This is a genomic window from Paenibacillus sp. SAF-068 (genome assembly GCF_051967555.1).
GTDB lineage: Bacteria > Bacillota > Bacilli > Paenibacillales > Paenibacillaceae > Paenibacillus.
Genome location: NZ_JBQCJX010000006.1, coordinates 211381 through 237985, shown reverse-complemented (window position 1 = coordinate 237985; position 26605 = coordinate 211381). Strand labels below are relative to the sequence as shown.

The following is a 26605-nucleotide window of genomic DNA, read 5'->3' as shown; positions in this document are numbered from 1 at the left end:
AGTCTACTAGAAAAGAATAACGATGTCTAGGAATACTAGAATTAAACAACATATTTGTGCAAAATCTTTTTTCTCTCTATTAGTAGTGTTCAAAAAGAACGGTACTTTAACACCCTTTATTAAAACAATCATGTTTTCTTTGTCGGTTTACCTGGCTTGCGTTGTGATCGAATCACGACAAACCAGTATATAATGAGTGGCGTGGGGAATCCTGTGATTCCCCATAATCCCCATAACCAAGGGAAACGTCCACGTCTGCGTGCGTCCTGAAAGATCCATGTGCCCTGAACCAGGAGAAAAATGCCAAGCAATATAAGCCATAGTGGAGAAATTTCATCCAATGAATAATGCATTTTATTCATGACGAACCTCCTTCCGGCGCCGTCCGGCCCAGATCACAGCCAAAATCACCCCAACAACTGTACCAAGAGCCTGGATACCTAAATATAGAGCTGGAGCAGATACGAACAATAATGTACCGAACACAATGGCAAGCAATCCAACCAACCAGAAACATATCATCTCGATCCAATTGGCTCGACGTCTAATCTGTCTCCGTTCCCTGACTTGGGCTTCAAGTGCACCCAAAGAAGGAATACTTGTCGGCTCAAATGCATCATCCAGCACTTTCATGTGTTGCTGCAAACGTTCTACAACTTCTTGTTCTTGTGCATCATCTGATCTGCTCATCCTTATTCCAGCTCCTTTCTTAACTGACGGAGACCATAAGCTGTACGTGACTTCACCGTTCCCGCAGGAATACCCAGCATTTCCCCGATCTCGTCATACCCGTATCCATAATAATGCTTCAGCAGCACTGCAACACGATGTTCGGGTGTCAGTCTTGTCATCGCATCCATGACATCTGTCCATTCTTCATTTCGGGTCTCAAGCTGCCAGCGGAATCGACGTACGGCCTGATCGCGGATGAGAGTAAGCCAGTTCTGTTCTCTCTTCTTACGTCTTGTCTTATCGATATAGATGCGGGTCGCAATGGTGATCATCCATGATGAAAAGGCAGACGTGCCATCATATCGATGGATATTTTCCATACAACGAATCATCGTATCCTGTACCGTCTCTTCTGCGAGGTTAGCATCCATTGTCACTTTGACAAGATACTTATACACAAATGTGTAGTGACGTTGCAACAACGCTGCGAGTGCGCTGTCATCTCCCGATACTGCCCTGCGTACCTCTTCCAGCTCAGCTGCCTTTATCATGAAAATCACCTGCTTCCCGTTCAATCTGGAGTTAATACGACAGGCTCTGCAGAAACGTTCAATAGAATTAAAAAAAAAATCAAACCCGACAATTTCCCGGGCAATCAGACTTGATTCCGGTAATCTTGCAGCTTGTCGAACCACGGTTGGTTGCTGGCTCCGTTTCTTAAAACACGGCTTGTCCATATATTTTGCTGAGACTTCATCCTATCATTGGCCACGCTAGGGTTATGTATTAAAGCTCGCTCAGTACCCGTTTCTCTTTTCCCACTTTCCAGGATGCGACGGTTTTCCTCCATAATCGGATACTCGACACGTTGTCCCAACGGAATAACTCTTGGTTTCTCCACTTTGGTATTCCCCGCTCTCTCATGATCTATATAAGTTGAACTAAAGATTATTTACACGGACACTACGATGACAGAATAACCTTCCAATCGCTGTTATCCCCAGATTTTTTTGATTCCCTTTCTAAAGGGAAAATCCGGAGATAAAGGCGCACGCTTCGCTTTTTCAGGCTCTTTCTGTCCTCTCCGTTATCATGTAAATGATTAGCTCAACTTATATATTACTTTCATTTAAAATTCATCAATCTGTGCTTGTTGCTAACTTGCTATGGATCTCAAACGCTGGATTGTGATGAAGCTCATCATGCATCTCTATGTAGGGTGAAACAGGCTGATTCTGTGATGAAAAATGGGCTGAAAACAAAAAAAGAACGCAAACCGGGTATAGACCACAGTCTGCGTGCTTCGCAAGGTTGGGTGTTTCTTGGTAATGCTTCAGTTAGATGATGCCTTAACGCTTGTAACAACTAATTGCTATTCTAATGAAAAAGTTGTCACTTGTCCAGACTTTCTTCACATATCATGTCGGATTATCTTGCGGACACGTAAGGATTGTTCTGTTTCTCATAACCAATGGTCGTTTTGGGGCCATGGCCTGGATACACTTTAACCTCATCAGCAAAGGTATACAGCTTGTTCTGAATCGAATCAATCAGATCCCGTTCACGTCCTCCCGTGAGATCCGTTCTGCCCACACCCATGCGGAACAGCACATCACCGGCAAAGAGATCGTTATCACAAAGCAAACTTACACTGCCTGGTGAATGCCCAGGTGTATGGAACACTTTAAACGTATGTCCAATCAGATTCAGCTTCTGCCCTTCGTCCATGGCATATTCAGCAGGATCTGTCGAGAGCGGTGGTGTCGCCTGCGGCCAATTCAAAGATCCATTTAATTTTGGGGTTGTAAGCCAGTCACTCTCCAAATCATGAAGATAAACAGGACAGCCCTTCAATTTACGAATCTCATCGACCCCACCCATATGATCAAAGTGAGCATGAGTGAGGAGAATGGCTTCGATCTCCAAGTCTTGGATCGCCTTAAGCAGCGGCCCCGGATTCATGCCCGGATCGATGATGACGGCTTTACCCGGATCATCTCCTTGCAAGAGATAAGCATTGGTCTGAAGCGGGCCTAGTGTAAACGTGCGAATGTTAAGCATATCGGCTCAATAACCCGAAATCAATTCACGCAGCTCACGGATAATGGCCGCATGTGACTCCGTTCCTTCCCCATAACGTTTACCAATCTCTTGACGCGCTACAGCCAAATTTTCCTGATAATCTGCTGCTTCACGATCCGGATTAAGGCGTTTGAATTCAATCATGACTTCCTGTACATGCTGCGGACGAGGTCCCCACTGACCGAGCACATGGCCACCTGTATCTGCGAAAATAACGACTGGCACGGAACGGCCACCCATCGTCAGGAACTCATCCATCACTTCCGGATGGTTCTCCATAATCAGAACTTCAGTTGGGATTCCTGAAACTTCGAGTGCCTGGAACACGACCGGAATATTACGGACAACATCCCCGCACCAGTCAGCAGCCAGAATTAACACACGCAGATCATCGCGATGGTTCAGGCTCTCAAAGAACTCACGATCCTCTTCGTTAGGCCAAGTAAAGCTATCATAATTGGCCTGGAATTCACTTTGGTTCTTGGTCATACTCTCGATGAAATCCTTCGGTGGCAGACCTTTACCGAATTTGTGAGACAAGTTGGGTTTACCCATAACTAGACACTTCCTTTCTTTTTGCGAGCATTCATCCATTTAATAAGTACATAAACAATCATGAGGGCAAGAGCGACAAGCAAAATAGGCATAACATATGGTGCCGCTTTCTCATCAATATGCTTCCATTGATCTCCAAGAATCATCCCTAAATATATAAACAATGCAGTCCAAGGTATAACAGCGAGTGTAGTAAGCAAGATGAATTTGCCTGCGTGCATTTTCGTGATGCCAGCCGGGATGGAGATTGCATGTCTTACCACCGGAACAAAACGGGCCGTGAAAATGACACCTGTACCATACTTGCGGAACCATTCTTCGGAATGGTCGATGTGTTTTTTCTGGATAAGTATGTATTTACCGTAGCGTTCAAGTACAGGTCTGCCGCCATAACGGCCAATCCAGTAAATAAATAACTGGGCAATCACACCGCCCACCGTACCAAAAATCATAGCACCAAAGAAGTTGATATTACCTTGTGAAACGAGAAAACCTCCGTACGCCAGCACAATTTCGCTCGGGATGACTTCCAACATTAACCCAAGCATGATTCCAAAGTACCCAAGACTTTGAATCCACTCGAACAATTGGCCGACAAGGTTATGAATAAAGTCCATCTCAACCCTCTTTCTCCATCCTGATTGGCGGTGCCCTTCCGCACCATAGATGTTCGTCCCTATTTTATCACAGGGCTGTGGACGTTGCTACTTCACAAGATTGGGATAGTGTCCCGTTCGCAGCCGTCCGCATATGGTATGGGGAGAGGAGCGTGAAAAGATGTCACACAAGTCAATACCCGGTTCTCCGCCGGTCAAACATACGCAATCCGGTCAAAACCTTCCTTCCGCCAGGGGAATACGCAGGGCATGCAGCAAGGAATTGTACCGGACTGCCAAAAAGCTAAAGGTATATGTCTCTCCCGAACGGATGAAGCAGGCGGAAGAATATTATTACGGTAAGGTGATTGCGAATCTGATTTGGATTGGGGAGAATCGCGACAACCGTAAAAAGTTATGTGAGTGGTGGAACACCGATGTCAGTGCAGAGATCGCCTCTCTATGGGAAGTAGAGGTTGAACCTTTAAAAGACGCGTTTCAGCATGCATTTGGCGGTTATCGTCTGTAGAATATGCAGAAATGAAGAGCTTCGCTCTGAGTGGAATTAGGGGGCGTCCTCTGGGTTGCAGTTGCAGTTGCGGTTGGAATACAGAGCGTGGAGCCAATGAACATCACAGGAAGTGTGAACAACGCTTGAAGTATAAATCTAAACAGGGATGCGATCAAAGCTGGGAAATGAATAACGCTTGGTGTATGAGCCGCAAACAGGGAGTGGGAACATAAACAGTGGGTTTGAACATACTTGGTGCATGAACATGAACAGTGAATTTGAACAAAACGGGGATCATCTTCACATGCTCATACGCATACTCAAGCCCACACTCACACTCATACTCGTACTCAAGCTCACCAGCTGTAACGAATCTGAGGCGTCTTATTCAAGGATTTGAAGCACACTTGGAAATCTAAAGAATCTGAGACATGTTATATTGGAATTTTCGGCCTATTATAGGTTTTTGTCAGGGAATTTGGGAAAATAACGTGTCTGAAGTTCCTTACAATTTAAAAGGAATAGCGACAGGCCAAATAAGACGTCCTGTGTTCCTTAGAAAATTGCTTACTCCCCCCGAGAGGTAGCCAACTTGGACTTCAGGACTTTAGCGCACTTTAGCAGACTTTAGCATACTTATGCGCACTTGGCGGACTTTGCAGACGCTGACATCCATTATATATCGCTTGGGTCAGCGTCGCTATTCATTAGTGATTGAAGGGCTCTGCTTGGTCAACTCTGGAGGAAATGGATGAGAAGATGCCGAAGCAAGCCTGCGCAGGTTCTCTCCATAGCCTCGAGCTTGTTCATCAATTCCAAAACGCTGGTCATTACGAACGTCTCCCGCTTCCACTTCCTCAGCCAGCAGTTGGTACCGTTCATACATCTGGACACCAGCGGCGGCAGTCTGTCGGGCTCGATCTCTATATCCTGTCTTCCATTCCCGCCGCGCTGCCTGCTCCATCCAATACAAAGCTGCGGATTGACCAATGCCATCATACCGATTCAATGCGATCGCTTGTTCAAAATATTCACCGGCCTGCTGTCCTTCGCCAAATTGGGCTGCCAATTGTCCAAGTTCGATGTAAATCTGAGGGTGCATCGGGGAATGGGACAGGCTGTTCACAAGGAGTGATTCTGCTTCCCGTCCCGGGAGAAATCGCGCAAGGAATATCACGATATCCGGTCGATTCGGGTTAGACTGGAGGGCAGCGGTGAGATGCATCTTCTGTGCTGGAGTACCGGCCGGTTCAGACATTGCCTGTCGGTATTGCACTTCTGCTAAAGCGTATCGGGAGGTCAGCCATACTGTTCCACCAAGCCAGAAAAGGATGATCATCACTGTGGATACCCTTATTAGCCGAGTAGTTACTCGCTGAAAAATATGAAAGTTGGAACGCATTGGGACAGTTGATCGCCGAGATTGGGTTGATAAAGATCGGAAGAAACGAGATCGGGCTCTGAATCTGGAGGTTGTGTATTCCGCAGTTCCAGCCGATTGCATGCCTTCCAATGCTTCCGTCTTCAATGCGTCTGCCCAAGCACCGAGCCAAATGAAAAACATCCAGAATAGTGTGAAGCTCCAGTCAAAATCCACCGCCCCATGCAAGCCAAAAACAAGCACGGATGGCAGGAGCTGCGGTGCAAAGTCAAGCATGCTTCGCAGGGTGAGGAGAAACCACCCTGCGACAAGCAGGATGCCAATCATGCCCATGTCCAGGGCAAGATCGAGCAAGCCGTTGTGGACCTCACCTCCAACATAAGGCGAGGATTGAATGGCGCGAAACATGTTGCGCCATGTATCTCCCCCGTGGCCAAGCCATGCGGCCTTGGTCCATAGCTGGAGGGCGTCCCGCCACATCTGTAGGCGGGACATCCCCGTGCCGACACCCGCCGCGAGTCGATCGGCGGTGGAGGCCATGGCCATCAGCGCGGCGGCGGCTCCCGCCAGCACGATGGCCGTTAGGGCAGCGGCGCGCGAAGCCTTGGCGGCGCCGCTGTGCCATAGGCGGCACAGCAGCAGCGTGCCGAGCAGCGCAGCTGCCCATGCCCCGGCCAGTGCCAGCAGGCCGGGCACGGGTGCAGGCGCCAGCTGGGCAGCAGCCAGCTGGCGGTACAGCCAGGCCGCGCACGCCAGTGGCGCGGCCATGGCCAGCAGCAGCGGCAGGCGGGCACCGCGCCGCTGCAAAGCAAAGGCGGCGACCGCGGCGCAGCCGGTCGCCAGCCAAGCGCCGCGCGACTCGCTCAGCAGGAGCGCGGCTTGCGCAGGCATGAGCGGCAGCACCGCCGCGATGAGTCGCCCGGCCGACACAGGCCGGGCGATGACTCGTGCGGCGGCTGTCAGCCGCTCCACTGCGTACATGCCAACAATGGCACCGTACGCATTAGGGTACTGCAATAATCCGCCGAGCCGGGCTCCGGCGGAGCTGATCTCGGGGTCAGCGGTCCGCATCACCCCGAAGGGCAGCGGCAATACTCCGCACACGGCAAGCATGCCGCTTAGCACAAGCAAGCCGCCTGCCATCTGCCACCCGATGGCTAACCAACGCGCAGCATTTGTACGTACCGCCAGGATTGCGGTGAGCAACGTAAACAGCGCAAGCATGCTCCATCTTATCATCTCATCCATACTGCCCTGTTTACTCACCGAACCTGCCCATGCATGTAGTCCAAAACAAGTCATCATGCCAAGCGGCCACAACACCCGCCACAGGCCGGGCATTCGAATCATTCGTCCAACCATTCGTTCATTGCTTCCTGGCCAATATACCAGTGACAAGCGTACTTGTTTTCTCGCTTGCCCTTTCGCTTGCTTTTTCTCTTTCTCTTGCTTTGGATGAAAAATTGCAAGAAATAGCACAATCATGATTAAGGTGCTTCCTGCTGCGATCAGAAGGACAGGATATAGATCGGTCGAATAGTACAGTCCCCGACGCAGACACCCTGCGAGCAGCAAGACAATGGAGAGTATGCCCACTGCCCCAGTCCATCCCGACCCTGAATAATATTCATTCCTCAAACTTCGAGAAGGACTGCCTGACCCCTCAGTTTGGATAGTTCCATTTGAATCATATGTATCATCTGAATGATATGTCTCATCATCTTTTTGATACGTATCATCTTTGTTGTATGTACCTTCCCTAATATATGTACTGTCTCTATGGGCCCTACTGTCCCTACCGTCTCTACTGCCTTCATCATATAAATCCCTGTTATCTATATACTTTCTATCATTGGTACGGTGAACCCCCTTAAACGCCCGTTCCATCATTTCCTTACTCGCCGCATGACCTCGTTTATACCTTATAACTCCCTTATCCATAGTCCTATTCTTCATCACTATCCCCCCTCCTTCCTTACACTGCTCCATATGCATAACAAAAACAAAAAGACAGAAGTTCCCGATAACGGGTCCTTCTGTCTGATACATAGCTGACAGTTATGATGTTGCTAGTTACAAAGGATGTGCATAATATTGAAGTTCACATTCAGGGACCCTAGTTGCAGTATGTCCCTGGATTGGCATTGGCACACTCAGCAAAGGTCGCAATTCGCGGAATCTTGAACGGTTTCTTTGCTCGATTTCGCTTCCCCACTGACCTGCTTGCCATCGCCAGGAAGCAAATCGGAACAAGCCCGCTCCAAATATGGATCGGCATGGATAAAATCACGGAATGCCGTGTATTCATTCCACATCTCCGTCACTTCGCCCGCCTGACCACGAACAGCACGAATCAATATGTTTTTAGGCGTATTTTCCATATCGATGAATTCAAGTAATTGTGTCTTGTATCCCATCAGATCAAGCAACTTGGCACGAATCCCATCCGTAGCCAGTGCAGAGAAACGTTCCTTGAGTATACCGTGGGACAACAATGGATTCATCACGGGAGACTCAATCTGATCAAACAGTTCATGCTGACAGCAAGGAACAGACAGAATCACAGAGGCCCCCCAACGAACGGCCTTCTCCAAAGCAGCGTCGGTAGCTGTATCACAGGCATGCAGCGTAACAACCATATCCACTTCGTTCAACTCATCGTAGTCCGCGATGTCTCCAACCAGAAACTTCAGATCGCCATAATGCAATCGTTTAGCCAGATCATTACAGTGTTCAATGACATCTGCCTTTAAGTCCAACCCGATAATCTTGAGTGAACGCCGTTGTTGTACAGACAGATAATGATATAACGCAAAGGTCAGATAGGATTTGCCACAGCCAAAATCAACGATGGTCAGTGGGCGTCCCTCCGGCAGATGCGGAATAACATCCTGCACCATTTCGAGGAAACGGTTGATCTGTCTGAACTTGTCATACTTGCGGGCGAGCACACGACCTGATTCGTTCATAATGCCAAGTTCAACGAGGAACGAGACGGGCACTCCCTCTTCCAATACATATTGCTTCTTGCGATTATGCGACAGATCCACTGCAGTCTTGGAAGCAGATTTGGTCAGAATGGAGACTTTATATTTTTTGCTGATCAAAATTTGATAGTCTGCCTCGGTCGTACAGAGCAGTCCTTGACGAAATGTCTCTTCGCATAGCAAAGTCATGCGCTCTGCCGCTTCAGCCGGAGTCAAATTTTCGTGCAGCACTTTGTTGTTATAATGAAATGCAAATTGATAATGCAGCTGATTTTTCAGTGTCACCGGCTTGACTTGCACTTTGGTATACGAGACATTGTCCCGTCTGCGCAGCTGGCTCCAGGTCGCTGTAATCAGCGAATTCTGTTCAAAGATGTCTTGTATAAGCTTTCGCAATGAATCCACGGGGTACATCTCACTTTCGGTTTGGTTTGGTCAACCGTTACCATACCACAATTCCGTTCCCTCTCCAAGTAAAGGCATGTAACAAGCCTTGATCCAATCCATATTTTATGAGTTAATCTCTTGACGGCTTAGTTCAGCTAACCCCTCTTCAACTTCGTTTCTTGGCAGACCGCCCTGCTTCAGCTGTTCATCCGTGAGTTGGCTCAACCTTTCATAGAACGTCTGTACATCATCTCGGTAGCTCACCGGGAATTCAGAACCAAGCTGGAGCAGCCTGTACCAACTGTTCTCTGCCTGGTCGTAACGTCCTTCTTGTTCATGATAGAGGGCAAGCTGTCTTACGGTTCGAGCAGGAAGTTCATATTCTTTGGTAAGTTCTAATACACCTTCCACCCGTTCCGGTGCATTCAATAACTGGGGGTTCGCGCCATGATTCAATGCATACAGATAAAAATGAAGTGATCTCATCAATCGAATGACAGCCTCATCCTCTGCATCCATTCTCTCCTGATCATCAATGCCTTCCACCTTGGCCTTCTCTTGATAAATATATGCTTCTTCTTCAATCAGCCTCGCGGCTTGCTGCAGATTGTCTACCTCAATCATTCCGCGAAAACGGAACATTTCAATAACATCCTCTGCTGGCAATGAGTTCAATAGAGATAAGTTCAACCCGAACTGCCTGCGCATCAGCTCATCCAGTTCGGACAAAGCCTCGGTGTGCTTGCGCTGCTGTTTAAGCGTGAACACTTTGCCAATGGCTTCAGTCATTTCCTCCATCATGCGAAGCAGATAATCTTTTCTAAACATGCTGTATGCCCCCCCTTATCATTCGACCCTATTCATTTAATCGTTCTCATCTCATATCGTCCTAATGTAATTATTTTAATTCATGCCATGACAAAAAGCCAAAAACAAGACGCGCGTGCGTCTGTCACTCTGGCGACGAATACACCAAACCCCTGCCTATCCTATAGGCAGGGGTTTGGTTGGGATGGTACTGACACTCCTCCACAAAAGGAAGCATCGTCCCATCTTTATTTTAATAAAATCAAAATAAATTACTTCGATAATCCAGCCATAAATTGCTTAATGACCTGAATTAACTCTTCAGGAGCTTCATACATGCTCATATGACCCGCACCAGCAATAACAGCCTGCACGATATGTGGCTTGTCACTTGTAAATGTACGTTCTGGCGGGATAACCGCATCCTTCTCTCCCGCGACCAGCAGAACAGGCAAAGGTGTTGCAGACAACACATCGCGGCGATCCGGGCGTTCCCGCATAGCAAGTGCAGCCCCAACTGCACCTTGAGGGGCAGTCTGGTAACCAATTTCCTTCACACGTATGACTTGCTTAGATAACGATTCCACATGTTCCGGTGCAAATAAGCCAGGAACCAATCCATCTACAAAATTGACGATTCCTTCCGTTTGAATGGTGGAAACGGCGCGAAGACGTTTCTCCTTGGCTTCTTCACTGTCCGGGTAGGCGGTGGAATGAATCAGGCCAAATGCATTCAAACGCTCCGGGTGACGTTGTGCAATCGAGAGCGCAATGTATCCCCCCATTGAGTGTCCCAGAAGGACCGCCTTTTCCACATCCAATTCGTCCATCAACTGCAAAACATCATTGCCCATCTGTTCGATGGTATAACTTCCTACAGGTGCATCTGTTTTTCCGTGTCCACGCAGATCAGGTACGATACAGCGATAGCTTCGTGCCAGTTCAGGTACGACCTCATCCCAATACGAGGAACTGCCACAGTATCCGTGGAGCAAAATGAGGGCTTCTCCCTTACCTTGTTCGGCATAACAAATCGTCGTTCCATCACACATCACTTTTTCCATATGAATCCCTCTCTCTGCGCGAATTAAATAATTCAGGTTGTATATTATTAAGCCTACATATCATGAATGAAACGTTTGTCTCCATTTCCATGCTTCGATTACAGCGTCTGCAATCGTTCGGGACATCTCCATGACCAAGTGTAGCGAGGTCATCTGCAAAATGGAATAGGGCCTTGGTCCATTGGCATTAACCACAGCAGCTACACTGTATTGTCCGACAGGGGGCAGCTTGCCTCCAACCGATTGAGCCGGAATGAGTGGGTTATTCGAGAGATAGTATGTACCTACGGCATGCTTTGGACCCAGACATGCATCAATCGCTATGATGGCATGGTGTGACGGAATATGTGCCAATTTCTTCTCCAGCGTATCTGCATCACAAGGGGAAGACAGCGTGCCAATCACGTTCCCCATTCCGTTCTCTTGGAGTAAACTTCCGGTCAGGGGACCCAGAGCATCTCCGGTGGAACGATCGGTACCAATGCAGACCAACGTGATTTCATCTGGAGAGTGAAGTTGAACGATGTTTTTAAAAAATAAAACCAGATCCTCTGCAGGCACGCCTTTGCGGACTTCTCTTCCTTGATGGCGAACCATTTCTCGCTTATACGCTGCCAAGCTGTGTTCCCTCCAGTATACTCAGGTTTCCACTAAATCCTGTTGTTGTATCCATCATTGTAACCGATGCTTCGTTTCCCCGCAAAAGCATTGGCCTGAGCACTTCCAATCATGATACAATAACAAGAGTTTCCGATACGGAAGGGATGAACTTAACGATGGATTTAACACAAGCAACAGCAGCCAATATGGAATATATGATTGAAGCGATCAAAACCAAACTTCGTATGGCAAGCGGTGCGGCCATGCAAGCTTCGTCATTCCCACTTGAGAAATATGAAGATCTGTTTGACCTGTATGAAATGATTTTGAGCAAGGAACATCTCAGTATCTCTGAAGTGGAAGCTGTCGCTTCGGAACTGGGTAATCTTCGTAAATCCTAAGCCAAAAAAAGGACCTGTTTCCACATCAACGTGGAAACAGGTCCTTTTTCTTACATTTATCTCCTTAAGGCAGGTCAACCAGAACAAATTCGGCAGGTTCGCTGTCTGTGCTCGTAATTTGCAGATCACAGCTTTTGCGAATTCGTGCGGCATCCCCCGGCTTGAGGTTGAAGTTGCCATCCGAACATTGAATCTCTACATGTCCGCTGATCAGGAAAAGGTGTGTCCGTCGATCTTCGTGTTGCGGGTACATCAACTTCTTCCCGGACTCCAAATGCGACAAGTAACAGGTTACATCCTGGGAAATAGGCAATGCACCTTCGGTTCCCTCGCCCCCTTGCCCGGATACAATTGGACATAGACGATTCAGATGCTCCTGCGGCTCCACTCTCCGATTCGTATAGGACGGTTTCAGCATTCGCTCCGATGGCAAAAACCACATCTGAAGGAAACGTACCGGTTCATCTACTGACGGATTGGTCTCCGAATGCTCCACTCCCGTACCTGCACTCATCACTTGGACCGTGCCTGGTTCAAGCAATTGTTCTGTTCCCATACTATCCGTATGTTTGAGTGTACCTGATATGACATAACTGACAATTTCAAGATCATGATGTGGATGTTTCTTAAAGCCTTCTTGCGGCATCAGCGTGTTCTCATTATGAGCCAGCAGACACCCAAAATGGGCATTGCTTGGATCATCATAATCCGCAAAGGAAAAGCTGAATTCACTGTGTATCCAACCTCGATCCGACGTGTGCCTTTCTTCTGATGTCACCACTTTAATCATGTTCATCCACCTCCAGGGGTTTAGGGCTGCTACGTACCGCAACAGTCCATGCGTGTATATGAATTGTATAGATGAATACCAGTTGGTAAATCATCTTTACCCGGGGTCCGGCAACTCTAATCACGCCCCTTCTTAAGGTTATACGCTATCTTCAAGTGAGTGGAGAATGAACTCACTATCTGCATGACCTACAAGGGTACCCGCATCATTTCGGATGTCCGAAGGGAACACTTCTGCCAATCGTGCAATGGTTCTCTCATTGGAATAACCAATCTGTTTCAAGATGGATTGGGTAATGAAGGCCCATTCTTCCTCGGAACCATCCAGTACCTTGAAGGTGATTCCCAATCTTTCTTTTTTCAGCCCAAAACCGAATACGCCCTTGAATCCGCCCTTCGCTACAATGTTATTGTCTTCCAACAGCACTGAATCTACACGCTCTGTGCCCCCTACCATTAACGGATGTTCATTCATAGCTGATGTGATGGTCTCTACGGCTGTTCTTGTGGCAGGATCGGCGATAAGATCTGGACAAGCGAGCTTCAGATAGGCGTTCGACAATGCTGACAACGGCAAAGAAAATACCGGAAAGCCGCAGCCATCCGTCCCAAGCTCAATCTCTTTTTCCTCAATACCAGCCAGGCCGGCAAAGGTTTCAAGAATTTCTCGTTGCACGGGATGATCGGGTTCAGCGTAGCTGCCCAGATCAACCTGCTTCATCTGACTATACCCCAGAATACCCAGATGTTTTCCGGAGCAGTTATGCAAGATGCGACGTTTCTCCCCTTGTCCACGTATCCATTGGTTACGGCTTTCTTCATTAAGCGGGTAGCTTGGTGCACAGATCAGACATTCTTCACCCAATCCGATTTTACCGGATAACTCCTCCAACACCCGAATGTGTTCCGGTTCCGAACGATGCGAAGAGGACATAATGGCAATCTCCTGTGCTGACAGGCCATAGTGACTGGCAATCCCTGCCCGAATTCCTGGAATGGCTTGAAAAGGTTTGGCAGATGAGCGAGTAAACGCTCTAAAATGAGGATCGCCAGCCGAGTATACGATTCGGCCATGCTCATCCGTAATACTTATGTGACCGTAATGGGCGCATTCCACAACGCCTGCACGGTATTCTTTAATTAATAAGGCACTCTCCATGCGAGTTCTCTCCTTTGTGCTCCCAATTTCATCTCTGCTTTGCGTCACGACGCCGCATGGGATATCTTAAATAGTATAGTACAAAAGCGACGTTTTTACAGTTTTTTCGACAGGCATTTCGGGTATAGCTTTATCATCTATGTTCATCTACTACCATACTGAAGGAGAAACTCACTATGCCGCGCAAAATGTCTACTTTATCCTCACCAGGTCCAAACCATGGCAAGTTGTTACGCCCCCTCCTCAACTGGAGTTTGGCCGGTATGGCTATCAGCGCTTCGGTTGTATTCATTCTGGCAGGTCTGGGTGCCTGGTTGGGCGATGATTCTATTATTCGTCTGGATGATCAAATTCAGCAATTATTTTATCTGAATTCGGATTCACGTCTTTATCTATTTCCTTATACTGCATTCATCACCGCACTGGGCTCATTCAAAATCTCTGCTGTAGCTGCAGGAGGTTTTGCTCTTCTTTTCTTCATACAACGCAGCCCAAGGTTTGTTATATATGGATATGCAATCTCGGGAAGTTTTGCCATGATGTGGATTCTGAACACGGTATTGAAAGAGTTTTTCAGACGAAGCAGACCTGAACTGGATCATCTGCTGGTTGTTCACGGATACAGCTTTCCCAGCGGACATGCCATGATCTCCATGGGCTTCTACGGTATGCTCTTTGTCATCTGGGCCATTGAACAACAGCGACATAAACCTTCCGGTGTGTGGCTTCCAGTCCTGTGCGGTATCAGTTTTATTTTCTTGATTGGCCTCAGCCGCATCATGCTCGGCGTTCATTATCCTACGGATGTATTTACGGGATTTGCTGCTGGATTGGCATGGATCTTCTGCATGATTAAAGGTATTAAACATAGCCGCTAAAGAATGAATTCCTCTGATTTCCAGTTCATTCATACTCATCTTTATTGTTTCACAGGGTTGCACGGCGTTTATATACGAAGTAAGCAAACGCGAACAGACAACATCCTACATCAAGTATAAAGGAGGCGGTTGTTATGTGGGGCATCATTATCAGTATTGTGATGGCTGTCATCATCGGTTTGATCGGGGATGCACTTGCCGGTCACAACATGCCTGGCGGCATCATCGGTGCAATGATTGCCGGATTTGCCGGAGCCTGGCTGGGAGCACTTTTGCTTGGTAACTGGGGACCCGTTATCGGCAACTTTGCCATCATCCCTGCCATCATTGGTACAGCGCTCTTTGTTTTCTTGCTGGGGCTTGTGTCCAGACTGCTAAGACAGGCTGCCTGATTCGGGCAACAACAAGGTGTTCGTTGTTTCGTATTTGTTTCTTAATTTGAAGAAGGAGTGATTAGACATGAATAAAGCAGAAGAGCAATATCCTGTACAGACGGGTTCGACTTTCGCCAAAGGGATTTTCATCGGAGGTTTGCTGGGAGCAGCCGCAGCGCTACTTTTCGCACCTAAACCGGGACGTGAATTGCGTGGTGACCTTTCCGAGAAAGTAGGCATGGTAACGGATCGCACGAAAGAAGTGGCAACCGTTGTAGGTGATAAAGCATCTGAACTCGCTAAAACGGTCTCATCCAAAACTTCCGACATTGCAAAAACAGTAAACCAAGGCCGCAATGATGTCATGGAATCTGTGAGAAAAGCGTCCGCAGATGTGGCTAATGAGGCATCCCGTGCATCCGAAGAAGTGGCTGCCGCTTCCACAGAAGCGAAGGAAGATGCACGTAAAGAACTAAACTCGACTAGCCTGTAAGGCGATTCAGATCGAGTAACCAATAGCCAGCTGCACTCCAGCTGGCTATTTTTTATCCAATGCGAGTTGAGGGGGAAAAAATCATGAGTAAGGTTACAATTAACGGTAATACTCCAATTGCGGGAGGAACACCGGCACAACAGTATGATACAAGCGAGCATCCTTTTGAATTGCGGCACGAGGTAAAGCGACTGAACACACGTCTGGACCAGATTGCGGACAGTCTGGAAAGAGCACAGATCAAAGATATTATTGAGAATTACAGCAGTCCCAAAAAGCGCATTATTACCAACTTTACAGCAGGTATGGCACGAGGACTCGGTTTGACGGTGGGTACCTTTGTTGTTCTGGGTCTGCTCGCATTCATTCTCAGCCAATTCGTCAATATGCCGATTGTTGGACAATATATCGCTGACTTGCTTGGCTATATTGAAGACTACAAAAACTAAGAGGACTGGCCAACAGTAGGCTAGCCTTTACGCTTTTCTGTTGCTCCATTTTTCTCTGTCTCCTCAGCTGAAGGCTGTGAGGATTTCACTTTGAGCAGATCCCCTGTCCATCCTTTCATCATCAGCCATACATACATGCTGATCATGCTTAAGATAATGACAACCAGGACCAATACAACTCCCCATGATTTATCGATAAAGGGCAGGTTCTCAAAGTTCATCCCCCATATCGCGCCAGCAGCGGTCGCGGGTATGAACACAGCGGTGACAATAGTCAGTGTTTTCATAATCTCATTACCACGTACACCAGAGATTGCATTATCAATGGAGATTAACGTATCTATTTCTTTCTCATAATGACGAAACAATCGTTCCATTCGCTCTACTCGATGTTGGAGCTGTTGGAAGTATCGATTTTCATTGATTTCATCAAGATAAGCCTCATGTGAAGCGGCCATCAGTTCCGAGTAGGGAATAAACAGATTGCTCCAGTATAACAATTCAAATCTGGCCGCCAAAATCTGGTCCATCAAGGTGCGGGCATTGCGGGATTCCATTTTCCTTTCCAGATCGCGCAGGTTCATCTCAAAATGATCCATCCCCACATGGTAGTAATGCAGTATAGCTCGAAAAAGTACAAACATCCCGTCTCTGGCCTCACTACATTGCTGTAACATATGGGCACGTTCATCCGTCTTCATAATCCCTCGGGTATTGTTATCCATATTTAAAGTAACCAAATTATTGCGATCGACATAAAAAAACATCTGATTATCTTGGCGTTGGTCATCTCTCTCATTCTTGATCGCATACAACAAGGAACCAAATATGACTGGCTCAGTACCATTCACGAAACGGACGGACAAATAATTGGATTCGACTTCCGGAATTTTATCCAGCCAATACTGCATATCCGGAAATACCTCTGTCAGTTCCTCCAAAGCATTGTTCATACTATCGGTGTCAGGTGCAACCCAATCCCACCATTGCCAATGTTCCGAACAAGATAAATTGTCACGACGAGCTTCCAACTTGATTTGGTTCACAATCACAGTATCCACTCCTGCACTTATGTTGTCATGCATACCCTTCTATTTATCCAAATTTTATCCCAAAAAGGACACGTATGCATTTCAGCGCAATGACGTGTCCTTCTTTATGCCGTATTCAACAACATTAGGGTTCCATTTTTCATAACATTGAAGCATTCGACATGATCTGTTTCAATTTCTCTGTAGCTCGCTTCTGAATTCGAGATACACTCATCTGTGAGACGCCAAGTTTCTGGGCAATTGCCCGCTGAGATTGGCCATCCTGAAATGCTAGAATAAGTACCTGCTGCTCTTGTTCCTTCAATTGTCCCAATGCCTGTTGCAAGTCCATCCGCTTTTCGACCGAATCATAGTCATTAACATCTGCACTGATCAGTTCACCCAATGTTGCTGCACTATCATCCTGAGATAAAGGAGAGTCCAGTGAAACATAGTGATAACATTCGCGACCAGCCAGAACCTCAATCGGTTCTTCTGCAGTCAAATCAAGGTATTCAGCAATTTCATTCACACCTGGTGAGCGCTCCAGCTTCACGGTTAACTCATCAATAGCATGTTGCACAAGCGCTCCCTTTTCCTTAATCCTCCGGGGCACCTGAATATACCAGGACTTGTCACGCAAATAGTTCTTCATATGACCGATCATGCTCTTCATGGCATAAGGTTCAAACGGAATACCCAGATTGATATCGTATTGCTTAAGCAAACGAATCAAGGCCATCTGCCCGGTCTGATACAAATCTTCGTATAGATCGGGGCGATTCCGAGCAATTTTACCTGCTGCCATCTTAACCATCGGTTCATATTTACGGATGAGGACTGTTGCAATTTCATTATCTTGGGTCTGCTGGTACTCCCAGATCAAACCTATAGCTTCAGACATGGACTCTGGGGGAGTCACTTTCTCATTCATACTTTCTCCTCACTTCTTGCAAGACGTTTTACGAGTACTACTTTCGTACCTTTGCCCGTCTCACTTTCCACACTGACATCGTCCATCAAGGCTTGCATCAGGTAGAACCCAAGTCCGCCAATCTGTGCTTCTGTCAGTTCTGTGTCGTGAAGACCGGCACGTGACATAGCAGGATTCATGTTCTCGAAGCTGGCACCTTCGTCCTTGACAGTAATGGATAATGTTTCGCCATCCACTTCGAATACCACTTCAACCATGCCGCCTTCGTGTGAGTAGGCATACAGTACAGAGTTGTTACAAGCCTCGGATACAGCCACTTTCATATCCTCGATGTCTTCATAAGAGAATCCCATTTTGGATGCTACTCCATAAAGATTAAGTCTTACAATATCAACGTAATCAGCTGTCGCCGGTAAATTAAGGGTGACTCTTTGAACTTCTGCATTCATTCCTTCTTCGATCCTTTCCTATTGGGAATTCTTTTGAGTGACAAAGAATTTGGCGATGCCCGTCATGTCAAAAAGTTTCTGAATTTGAGCAGGAACTTCCTGTACTTCGAAGCGAGCTTCCATTCCATGTCTGGCCTTCAGGACAGATAACAGGATACCAATCCCTGTACTATCGATATACTTCAATTCTTTCATGTTGATTACAAGATCCTGTTCCTTGTTATCCACGAGCGGCTCCATCACCAGACGAAAGTCAGGAGCAACAGATAAATCCAGTTCGCCAGTCAGATACACTGTGCATACGCCATCCTGTGTTTCAGTTCTTGCATTGAATTTTTCATTTTTATTTGTATTCATTAGACATCTCTCTCCTGATCAATGATTTCTTTACCTATTAACCCAACTGACTCATATGTGAAACAAAAAGAAACTTGGTAAAAGTTTCAATTGGCCTGATTCATGGCAGATGGTCCTGGGTTTAACATTTGTCGCTGTTTGTGAAAATGGGTTATTTTCTGTTTAACACTGCCCATTTTCACCGGTTTACTAATATAATCATCCATGCCTGCGGCAATACAGCGCTGCTGAATACCCTCCATCACATTTGCAGTCATGGCTATAATGATTGGCTGATCGGACTGGGACAGGCTCTCTCGAATCCGGCGGGTACACTCCAAACCGTCCATCACTGGCATCTGCAGATCCATGAATACATAGTCATAGGGATGACGGCTGCCAAGTACCATATCCAGTGCGCTCTGCCCATCTTCCGCAATGTCGGAGAGTAACCCAAGCTTACCGAGCATAATGGCCATCAACTTTTGGTTAATGGGATGATCATCAACAATTAATACCGTCGGGAATTTATTCTCATTCTTCACATCCGTTAGCTTCTCTTCCCCGTTCCTCTGGACCAGTTCGGTTTCTACATAACGTTTCGCCTGAATGGTAAATACAAATGTCGCTCCCCGTTGCTCTGTCGTATCCAGATAGATCTGTCCACCCATCATTTCAACCAGAGTCTTGCATATTGCCAGCCCCAAGCCAGTTCCACCGTATTTACGAGTCATTGATGTATCCAGCTGGGAAAACGGCTGAAACAGGCGATCTACCTTGTCTGACGCAATGCCTATTCCCGTGTCCTTAACGGCAAACTCCAATGCCATTTGCCCATCCTTTTCTTCCTTAACTGACACGATCAGATATACTCCGCCATGGTCGGTAAATTTGATCGCATTGGCAATAAGATTCAACAGAACCTGGCGCAGTCTTGCCATATCTCCATAGATTAATTCAGGGACCGAATCTTCCAGGAAATAATCCAGCTCCAGATTCTTTTTGCCAGCTTCGGCAGCAAACAATCCCAGCACTTCCCGAATACAGGAGACCGGTTCAAATGGATGCTCCTCAAGTTCCATTTTGCCGGATTCCATTTTGGTAAAATCAAGAATGTCATTGATGACCGTGACCAGTGCATCTGCACTGCGACGAACGATGTCTACATATTCCTTCTGATCTTCCTTCAGTTCCGTATCCATTAGCAGATCCACCATGCCAATGACTCCGTTCATGGGTGTACGAATCTCATGACTCATCATCGCCAGAAACTCGGTCTTTGCATTAGCTGCAATCTCTGCTTCTTCCTTGGCCTGAATGAGTTGCTGGTTCATCTTCTCCAGTTCCTGGGTCTTCTGGTGAAGCAGCATCGTCTGTGTCTTCAACCTTTTGTTGGTGATAAACATCTCCACAAAGCCCTCGATTTTGGATTTCAAAATCTGAGGAATAAATGGCTTAACCATATAATCAATGGCCCCGGCTGAGTATCCGGCAAACAAGTGCTCCGCTTCTCTGCTGTTCGCAGAGATGAATATAATCGGCACATCCTTGGACTTGTCCCGTGCCTTAATTAACTTTGCTGTCTCAATTCCGTCCATTCCAGGCATCTGCACATCGAGAACGATAACCGCAAATTCGTCTTTAAGCAGACAACGGAGTGCCTCTTCTCCAGAAGTTGCCTTAACGAGTTTATATTGTTCCGATTCCAGAACTGCTTCAAGAGCAAGCAAGTTCTCAGGGCGGTCATCTACCAATAATATGTGGATTGGTTCATTGAGCCCCATGGCTAACCCTAACCCCCTATTTGATCTTCCGGTATATTTTTTCGGTTCGGTCTAACGGCTCATAGGTATCACTGAACTCTGTAAAATGTATCGATTCTTTTGACCCCAGAACCAGAATTCCAAAGTGGCTCAAGCTCTCGTGAAACAGCCCATGCACATGGTTCCGCAATTCATCATTAAAATAAATCATGACATTTCGGCAAAAGATAACATTAAACTCGTTAAATGACCGATCTGTTGCCAGGTTGTGCTCTGCGAAAATGATGTTCTTCCTCAGGAAAGGATGAAATATCACCGAATTGTATTTCGCTGTATAGTACTCGGAGAAGGCTCTGGTACCCCCTGCCTCCAAATAATTTGTAGTAAATAGTTTCATTTTCTCAATACCGTATACGCCTTCTTTGGCCTGTTGCAAAGAGCGATCATTCATATCCGTTGCGTAGATTCTCGCCTTGTCATACAGCCCTTCCTCATGCAACATGATCGCCATGGAATAGACTTCCTCTCCCGTCGAGCAACCCGCATGCCATATTCGGATATACGGATAAGTTCTCAGGATAGGAATAATCTGCTCCCGAAACATCCGGAAAAGCGAAGGATCTCGAAACATTTCCGTTACAGGGATGGACAAGTTCTGTACAAAACGTTCAAATGCAGAACGATCATGAAGGACACGCTCCTGCAAGCCGGATATACTCTTAACCCCTTCTGCATGTGCATGATGCCAGATTCTTCGTCTCAGGGATGGCAGTGCATAGTTTCTAAAATCATATCCATACAAACGGTGCATGCCTTCCAACAGCAACTCAATCTCGATCAGCTCGCGCTCTTCATCTTGCGGCATACGGACCAAATCTGCCCCCGTCTCGGTAGGTTCCCACGCTGTCATAAATTCTCTCCACTTCTTCATTTGTTACTTGCGTAATTGTTGTATTGTCTTTCATTACCCAAACCATGAACATCCGAATAATGAACTTACGAATACAGCCATACGCGCATTAAGGATAACAATTGATCTGTCTGGATCGGTTTTTTCACATAATCAGATGCTCCCGCTTCAATACATTTGCCGCGGTCCTCTTTCATCGCTTTGGCCGTGAGCGCTATAATCGGCAACTTTTCAAACTGCGGAATCTGTCTGATTCGTGTCATCGCTTCATAACCGTCCATTTCCGGCATCATCATATCCATCAGTACCAGGTCAAACTCCGGATTTTTCTCCAAAATCTCCAAAGCCTCTCGGCCATTCTCTGCAAACGTCACATCCATCCGGTAACCTTCAAGGACGCTTGAAAGAGCAAATACATTACGAATATCGTCATCAACAAGCAATATCTTTTTCCCTTCAAATAACGTTTCCTTGTTGTGTAACTTCTGCAAGATGCGACGCTTGTCTTCCGGTAAATTGGCTTCTACCCGATGCAGGAACAATGTGGTTTCATCCAGCAAACGTTCTGGTGACTTCACATCCTTGATAATGATGGATTCCGCATATTTGCGCAGCTTCATTTCTTCCTTGGAATCCAGTTCCTTGCCTGTATAAATTATAATCGGCAGATCGTTCAGATATTCATCATCCCGAATCTGGTCGAGCAACTCAAAACCGGTCATATCCGTTAACATCAGATCCAGTACCATGCAGTCATAACGCTGGCTGTGTAATTCATTCAATGCCTCGCTGCCTGTAGATACTGCCGTGATTGCCACATCATCATGACCAATCAATTCAATAATAGCTTTACGCTGAATTTCATCGTCTTCCACAATCAACAGCCGTTTCAACTGATTCTCGGTATATGATTTGATATGCGAGAAGGCTTTATCCAGTGAGTCCTTGCTCGAAGGTTTTTTCAGATAAGCTATGGCACCCATCATCAAACCTTGCTTCATATCATCAATGACTGAAATGACATGTACCGGGATGTGGCGTGTTGCGGAACTGCTCTTCAATTCGCCCAGAATGGTCCAACCATCCATCACAGGCAATTGAATATCCAGAATAATGGCATCAGGCAGATATTGACGTGCCATCTCAAGTCCTTTATCCCCTTGGAGGGCAACCAGTGCTTTGAATCCTCTTCCTCTCGCCATATCCATCAAAATGTGTGCAAAGTTCACATCATCCTCAATGATGAGAAGGATTTTGTCACCTTCCATCAGATTCTCCCGATCATCTTCAATCTGGGTGAGATCTGGAGTGTGGGTAGGAGACAGATCTTTACCGACGCTCTGCTCCGGATCAGGAGAGAGAATGGACTGATGACTTGAGAGCATGGTTCTTGCTTCGCTGGATTGTTCATAAAGATCCTCTGAGGATACGGCTGCTTCTCTTGAAGCACCTTCCTCCGCCAGCGCTTCCTCTTCATGATTATCCGGCAGGTACAAGGTAAAGCAGCTGCCTTCACCCTCAGAAGATTCCACATGTATTGCACCACCAAGCAAACGCGCCAATTCCCTGCTAATGGACAATCCAAGACCCGTTCCGCCGTATTTCCGACTTGTTGTACCGTCTACTTGCTGGAACGCTTCAAAGATCAGATCCGTCTTGTCTGATGGAATGCCAATGCCAGTGTCTTTTACACTAAATCCGAGATATTCCTGATTGGTGTTCATATAACCCGGCAGTTCTTCCGGTTTCATCCTTCTTCCAATCAGGCTGACCGAACCACGATTGGTAAATTTGAACGCATTCGACAACAAGTTCCGCAGGATCTGTTTGACACGATGGCTGTCGGTGTATACCCATTTTGGTAGATCGCTGTCGAACTCGATGTTCAAGTTCAATTCTTTTTTATTCGCCATCGCTCCAAAGTTCTGCTGAACAAAGCTGGTTAGCTCTTCCATTCGAACCGTCTCATAATTGATATCCATCTTGCCTGCGTCCACTTTGGACAGGTCCAGAATCTCATCAATCATCTTCAGCAGATCCGCACCCGACATGTAGATGGTTTGCGCATATTCCTGCTGCTTGTCAGTCAGATTTCCACCTTTGTTCTCCGACAACAACTGAGACAGAATGAGCAAACTGTTCAATGGTGTACGGAGTTCATGCGACATATTCGCCAAAAATTCGGACTTGTACTTACTTGTCATCGACAGCTGTGTAGCTTGTTGTTCCAGCTGTGTCTTCGTTTTCTCAATTTCGTCATTCTTCTCTTCGACTTCACGTACCTGCTCTTCAAGCGCACGCGTCTTGGCAATCAGCTCGGTATTGAAATGCTCCAGCTCTTCCTGCTGACGCTGCAGCAATTCTTCGGAACGTTTAAGCGCCTCTGTCTGCTCCTCCAGATTCTCATTGGACCGGCGCAGTTCTTCTTGCTGTGTCTGCAACTCTTCCGATTGAACTTGCAGTTCCTCAGTCAGTGCCTGGGATTCACGCAGCAGCTCTTCCACACGCAAACGACGTCGAACGTTATTCAGAATGACACCCAGATTCATAATCAGTTGAGCGAATAATTGTTTGTGCAGTTCATTGAACCCTTCAAAGGAAGCCAGCTCAACAACACCAATCAATTCATCTTCAAACACGACAGGATAGATCATGATACCTGCAGCACGTGCTGAACCTGAAGCTGAACCAATATGCACATAATCTTCCGGCGTATGTTCCAGAACAATCGGTGTCATATCCAGCGCAGCTTGACCAATCAGGCCTTCACCAATGCGATACATTTCTTTACCAACATCTTCATTCTCTTCAAATGCGTATGCACCATAACGTCTCAATTCGTCGGGATGTTTCTCCTCATCAACCAGATACACGACACCCAGCTGAGCACCAAGCACCGGTGTAAACTCACTGATAAACATCTGTGAGATTTGTCGAATGGAACCAATGCCCCGGAGCAGCTCAGGCACTCGTGCAATGTTGGAACTCATCCAGTTTTGATCTTGCTGAGCCTGTACGTAAGCTCTCTCGATCTCCAGTTTTTCTTCCAAATCACTGGATACATCTTTGAACACACTGGCAATCTGACCAATCTCATCCGTTGATTTGACCTGAATACGTCTGATTGTACGGTAACGCCCTTTACCAAAACTTGTGATCATCATGGATACGGTATTCAGTCCCCGTGTAATACTCGGCAGCACCCACATAATGACACCTAGTGCCAGCAATAATCCCGCAATCATGATACTTATGGTGATCTGTACTGCTCTCGTATATGCTGCGTTAGCGTCTTTAATCTCCGTATCAATCTCTTGGTCCTGGTAACGCGAGAGTGCATTCAGACTATCTACGGCTTCTTTTTGCACCGCAAGTCCTGTTGAATTACGGTAGTTATTTGCATCTTCTACCCGGTTTTGGGACATCAGGCTAATCTGTCTCGAAGCATAGGCTGTATACGCATTCCATGCCGAATTCACACGATCCACCAGCTGATGTTCTGGTGCACTGTCCGCCCGATTTCTCACTTCTTCGAGGTTACGATCGCCCCGCTCCTTCATATCCTTCAGGTCACCTTCAGCAGCACCAATCGAATTATTCGGATTCAGTAACAAGTTAGCCAGCACTTTGGCAATATCATTGACCTCTCCACGTGCAGCAGAAGTGAATCTTACTTTGAGATAGCGATCCTGATACATCTGGTCAATCTGTTGATTACTGCTGTTGAGCCGTTCATAACTCACAAACGTAAGCACGATCAGAATAGCCATCAGAGCGGTAAAACCAATCAGCAGTTTATTCCTGATCTTCATTCATCCCCCGCCCCTTTATCCAAAGTAATCCAGACCAGACATTTATCATCATCCCGCTCCTGGGGAATTTCATCATCAAAAAATAGTGCCTGCATGGCAGCTTCATTCCAATGATGTGAGCCGGTAAGTTTTTCAATCAGGAATTCATGTTGTTCCTCCTGCGAGCCCTGAACAGCTTCCAATAATCCATCCGTATACAGTGCAATGTGTCCGTCACCCTCGTAATGAATCGTTTGTGGTTCAATGTCCATTTTGTCAAATAAACCAACAGGACAGCAGTTGCTGTCAAATGTGGTGACACTTCCGTCGTTTCGGAAAAATAAAGCAGGTGGATGCCCTGCATTAACATAATCAATACGCTTCATTCGTGTATCAACCACCAGGTAAATTGCCGTGAAATAATACTGCACCAATTGTTTCTCCAGATGGAGCTGGTTAAAACGACGGTTTAACTCCTGAATGACCTTCTCTGGATCGACATAGGTGGTAACTGTATCTTTCAACACCGAAGCGATAAACATCGTAAACAGGGATGAAGATATCCCGTGTCCCATCATGTCGAGCAGCAGAACTCCGTAACGGCCTTCCCCAAGGGGGTACCAAGAATACAGATCACCCGCAAGCTCAAACGAAGGTTTATAGATGGCATGCACTTGGAATAGCGGGTCTCTAATCGCTGGACTTAATACAGCATTTTGGACCATCGCTGCCAACTTGAGCTCATCCTGAATACGTTGATCACGCTCTTTATGCCAATCCTTTTCCTGTTTCAAACGAAGTGCGAGTCGAATTCTGGCCATCAGCTCGACTTTATTAATCGGTTTGGTTACATAGTCAGATGCACCTGCATCCAATGCTTCAGCAAGTTTCTTGGAATCACCGATGGCAGTCACCATAATAATCGGAATATCCTTCAGATTTTCAAATTTTTGCACAATACTGCAGGCTTCGATGCCGTCCATCTCGGGCATCATCATATCCAGCAAAATCAGGTCAATATCCGACGGTCTTGGACGAAGTTCGTTACTTTCCTCACCAATCCCCAACACTTCAAACATTTCCATGGCGGAACTCGCCGTTACAATGTCACGATAGTTCTCTTTTTTCAGAATTTCTCGAATGATAATGACATTCGTCGGATTGTCGTCAACAATAAGTATTCTCATTGATATCTCCTTATCTGTG

28 protein-coding genes are annotated in these 26605 nt (G+C 46.6%); 6 read left to right on the top strand and 22 right to left on the bottom strand.

The genetic code is table 11. The annotated features are described in order from the left end of the window. Positions 1-128: 128 nt before the first annotated feature. The 7 genes from ACTHPG_RS25000 to ACTHPG_RS24970 all read right to left on the bottom strand — a co-directional run bounded on the left by ACTHPG_RS25000 (position 129) and on the right by ACTHPG_RS24970 (position 3926). Entirely contained in the window at positions 129-362 is a 234-nt protein-coding gene (locus ACTHPG_RS25000) for a sigmaY antisigma factor component (RefSeq protein WP_440392068.1), read from the bottom strand. Continuing rightward, positions 355-690, bottom strand: a complete 336-nt coding sequence (locus tag ACTHPG_RS24995) for a YxlC family protein (protein ID WP_440392066.1) — start codon at positions 688-690, stop codon at positions 355-357. Before ACTHPG_RS24995 ends, ACTHPG_RS25000 begins: the two co-directional genes overlap by 8 nt. 2 nt (positions 691-692) lie before the next feature. Beyond that, positions 693-1223 carry an RNA polymerase sigma factor SigY gene (gene sigY, locus ACTHPG_RS24990; protein WP_074096434.1) on the bottom strand — a complete coding sequence of 177 codons (531 nt, stop codon included), beginning with the start codon at positions 1221-1223 and terminating at the stop codon, positions 693-695. Between the two features lie 104 nt (positions 1224-1327). Then, positions 1328-1573: a hypothetical protein gene (locus tag ACTHPG_RS24985; protein ID WP_440392064.1), complete on the bottom strand. Its 246-nt coding sequence runs from the start codon at positions 1571-1573 to the stop codon at positions 1328-1330. A 527-nt stretch (positions 1574-2100) separates the two neighbouring features. Continuing rightward, entirely contained in the window at positions 2101-2733 is a 633-nt protein-coding gene (locus tag ACTHPG_RS24980; RefSeq protein ID WP_036607016.1) for an MBL fold metallo-hydrolase, read from the bottom strand. 6 nt (positions 2734-2739) lie between these two features. Further along, a complete protein-coding gene (locus tag ACTHPG_RS24975) occupies positions 2740-3309 on the bottom strand; it encodes a thioredoxin family protein (RefSeq protein WP_440392061.1) in 570 nt (189 codons plus the stop codon). Between the two features lie 2 nt (positions 3310-3311). After that, a complete protein-coding gene (locus ACTHPG_RS24970) occupies positions 3312-3926 on the bottom strand; it encodes a DedA family protein (RefSeq protein ID WP_421894954.1) in 615 nt (204 codons plus the stop codon). Between the two features lie 160 nt (positions 3927-4086). Between ACTHPG_RS24970 and ACTHPG_RS24965 the strand changes: the two genes are divergently transcribed. Then, the gene (locus ACTHPG_RS24965; RefSeq protein WP_440392059.1) at positions 4087-4434 is read left to right on the top strand and encodes a dehydrogenase; all 348 of its coding nucleotides are present in this window, start codon (positions 4087-4089) and stop codon (positions 4432-4434) included. Positions 4435-5116: 682 nt separating this feature from the next. Here ACTHPG_RS24965 and ACTHPG_RS24960 read toward each other — a convergent pair. The 5 genes from ACTHPG_RS24960 to yyaC form a co-directional block, all read right to left on the bottom strand. Next, complete coding sequence (locus ACTHPG_RS24960) at positions 5117-7753, bottom strand: O-antigen ligase family protein (protein ID WP_440392057.1); 2637 nt, start codon at positions 7751-7753, stop codon at positions 5117-5119. Positions 7754-7950: 197 nt separating this feature from the next. Further along, complete coding sequence (locus ACTHPG_RS24955) at positions 7951-9198, bottom strand: class I SAM-dependent methyltransferase (RefSeq protein WP_440392055.1); 1248 nt, start codon at positions 9196-9198, stop codon at positions 7951-7953. 96 nt (positions 9199-9294) lie between these two features. After that, entirely contained in the window at positions 9295-9999 is a 705-nt protein-coding gene (locus ACTHPG_RS24950; protein WP_440392053.1) for a DUF6483 family protein, read from the bottom strand. 251 nt (positions 10000-10250) lie between these two features. Next, a complete protein-coding gene (locus ACTHPG_RS24945) occupies positions 10251-11042 on the bottom strand; it encodes an alpha/beta fold hydrolase (RefSeq protein ID WP_440392051.1) in 792 nt (263 codons plus the stop codon). 60 nt (positions 11043-11102) lie between these two features. Beyond that, a complete protein-coding gene (gene yyaC, locus ACTHPG_RS24940; RefSeq protein ID WP_440392049.1) occupies positions 11103-11660 on the bottom strand; it encodes a spore protease YyaC in 558 nt (185 codons plus the stop codon). A gap of 158 nt (positions 11661-11818) precedes the next feature. Between yyaC and ACTHPG_RS24935 the strand changes: the two genes are divergently transcribed. Next, on the top strand, positions 11819-12043 hold the full coding sequence (locus ACTHPG_RS24935; protein WP_017692283.1) for a DUF1128 domain-containing protein: 225 nt from the start codon (positions 11819-11821) through the stop codon (positions 12041-12043). 64 nt (positions 12044-12107) lie between these two features. Here the strand turns inward: ACTHPG_RS24935 and ACTHPG_RS24930 are convergent, their stop codons facing one another. Continuing rightward, a complete protein-coding gene (locus ACTHPG_RS24930) occupies positions 12108-12833 on the bottom strand; it encodes a pirin family protein (RefSeq protein ID WP_440392047.1) in 726 nt (241 codons plus the stop codon). Positions 12834-12971: 138 nt separating this feature from the next. Then, the gene (locus tag ACTHPG_RS24925; protein WP_440392045.1) at positions 12972-13991 is read right to left on the bottom strand and encodes an asparaginase; all 1020 of its coding nucleotides are present in this window, start codon (positions 13989-13991) and stop codon (positions 12972-12974) included. A 176-nt stretch (positions 13992-14167) separates the two neighbouring features. Here ACTHPG_RS24925 and ACTHPG_RS24920 point away from each other — a divergent pair, with 176 nt between their 5' ends. The 4 genes from ACTHPG_RS24920 (at position 14168) to ACTHPG_RS24905 (ending at position 16185) form a co-directional block, all read left to right on the top strand. Next, positions 14168-14869, top strand: coding sequence for a phosphatase PAP2 family protein (locus tag ACTHPG_RS24920; RefSeq protein ID WP_440392043.1), 702 nt, complete (start codon positions 14168-14170; stop codon positions 14867-14869). A 134-nt stretch (positions 14870-15003) separates the two neighbouring features. Continuing rightward, positions 15004-15261 carry a GlsB/YeaQ/YmgE family stress response membrane protein gene (locus tag ACTHPG_RS24915; RefSeq protein ID WP_017692278.1) on the top strand — a complete coding sequence of 86 codons (258 nt, stop codon included), beginning with the start codon at positions 15004-15006 and terminating at the stop codon, positions 15259-15261. A gap of 67 nt (positions 15262-15328) precedes the next feature. Next, a complete protein-coding gene (locus ACTHPG_RS24910; RefSeq protein WP_440392041.1) occupies positions 15329-15736 on the top strand; it encodes a YtxH domain-containing protein in 408 nt (135 codons plus the stop codon). 83 nt (positions 15737-15819) lie between these two features. Then, positions 15820-16185, top strand: coding sequence for a DUF5665 domain-containing protein (locus tag ACTHPG_RS24905; RefSeq protein WP_278298293.1), 366 nt, complete (start codon positions 15820-15822; stop codon positions 16183-16185). Positions 16186-16205: 20 nt separating this feature from the next. On the opposite strand, the gene ACTHPG_RS24900 is transcribed toward ACTHPG_RS24905, so the two are convergent. The 8 genes from ACTHPG_RS24900 to ACTHPG_RS24865 form a co-directional block, all read right to left on the bottom strand. Further along, positions 16206-17234 (bottom strand): magnesium transporter CorA family protein, encoded by a 1029-nt coding sequence (locus ACTHPG_RS24900; protein ID WP_440392095.1) that lies wholly within the window; start codon positions 17232-17234, stop codon positions 16206-16208. A 142-nt stretch (positions 17235-17376) separates the two neighbouring features. Continuing rightward, complete coding sequence (locus tag ACTHPG_RS24895; protein ID WP_440392039.1) at positions 17377-18150, bottom strand: sigma-70 family RNA polymerase sigma factor; 774 nt, start codon at positions 18148-18150, stop codon at positions 17377-17379. Further along, positions 18147-18599, bottom strand: coding sequence for an anti-sigma B factor RsbW (rsbW, locus tag ACTHPG_RS24890; RefSeq protein ID WP_440392037.1), 453 nt, complete (start codon positions 18597-18599; stop codon positions 18147-18149). The genes ACTHPG_RS24895 and rsbW overlap by 4 nt, the downstream gene beginning before the upstream one ends. Before the next feature lie 18 nt (positions 18600-18617). Then, positions 18618-18956 (bottom strand): STAS domain-containing protein, encoded by a 339-nt coding sequence (locus tag ACTHPG_RS24885; protein ID WP_036606989.1) that lies wholly within the window; start codon positions 18954-18956, stop codon positions 18618-18620. A gap of 86 nt (positions 18957-19042) precedes the next feature. After that, positions 19043-20719, bottom strand: coding sequence for a response regulator (locus tag ACTHPG_RS24880; RefSeq protein WP_440392035.1), 1677 nt, complete (start codon positions 20717-20719; stop codon positions 19043-19045). Positions 20720-20735: 16 nt separating this feature from the next. Next, positions 20736-21608: a CheR family methyltransferase gene (locus ACTHPG_RS24875; RefSeq protein ID WP_440392033.1), complete on the bottom strand. Its 873-nt coding sequence runs from the start codon at positions 21606-21608 to the stop codon at positions 20736-20738. 86 nt (positions 21609-21694) lie between these two features. Further along, the gene (locus ACTHPG_RS24870; protein WP_440392031.1) at positions 21695-25420 is read right to left on the bottom strand and encodes a response regulator; all 3726 of its coding nucleotides are present in this window, start codon (positions 25418-25420) and stop codon (positions 21695-21697) included. After that, a complete protein-coding gene (locus ACTHPG_RS24865) occupies positions 25417-26586 on the bottom strand; it encodes a PP2C family protein-serine/threonine phosphatase (RefSeq protein ID WP_440392029.1) in 1170 nt (389 codons plus the stop codon). The genes ACTHPG_RS24870 and ACTHPG_RS24865 overlap by 4 nt, the downstream gene beginning before the upstream one ends. Positions 26587-26605: the final 19 nt, after the last annotated feature.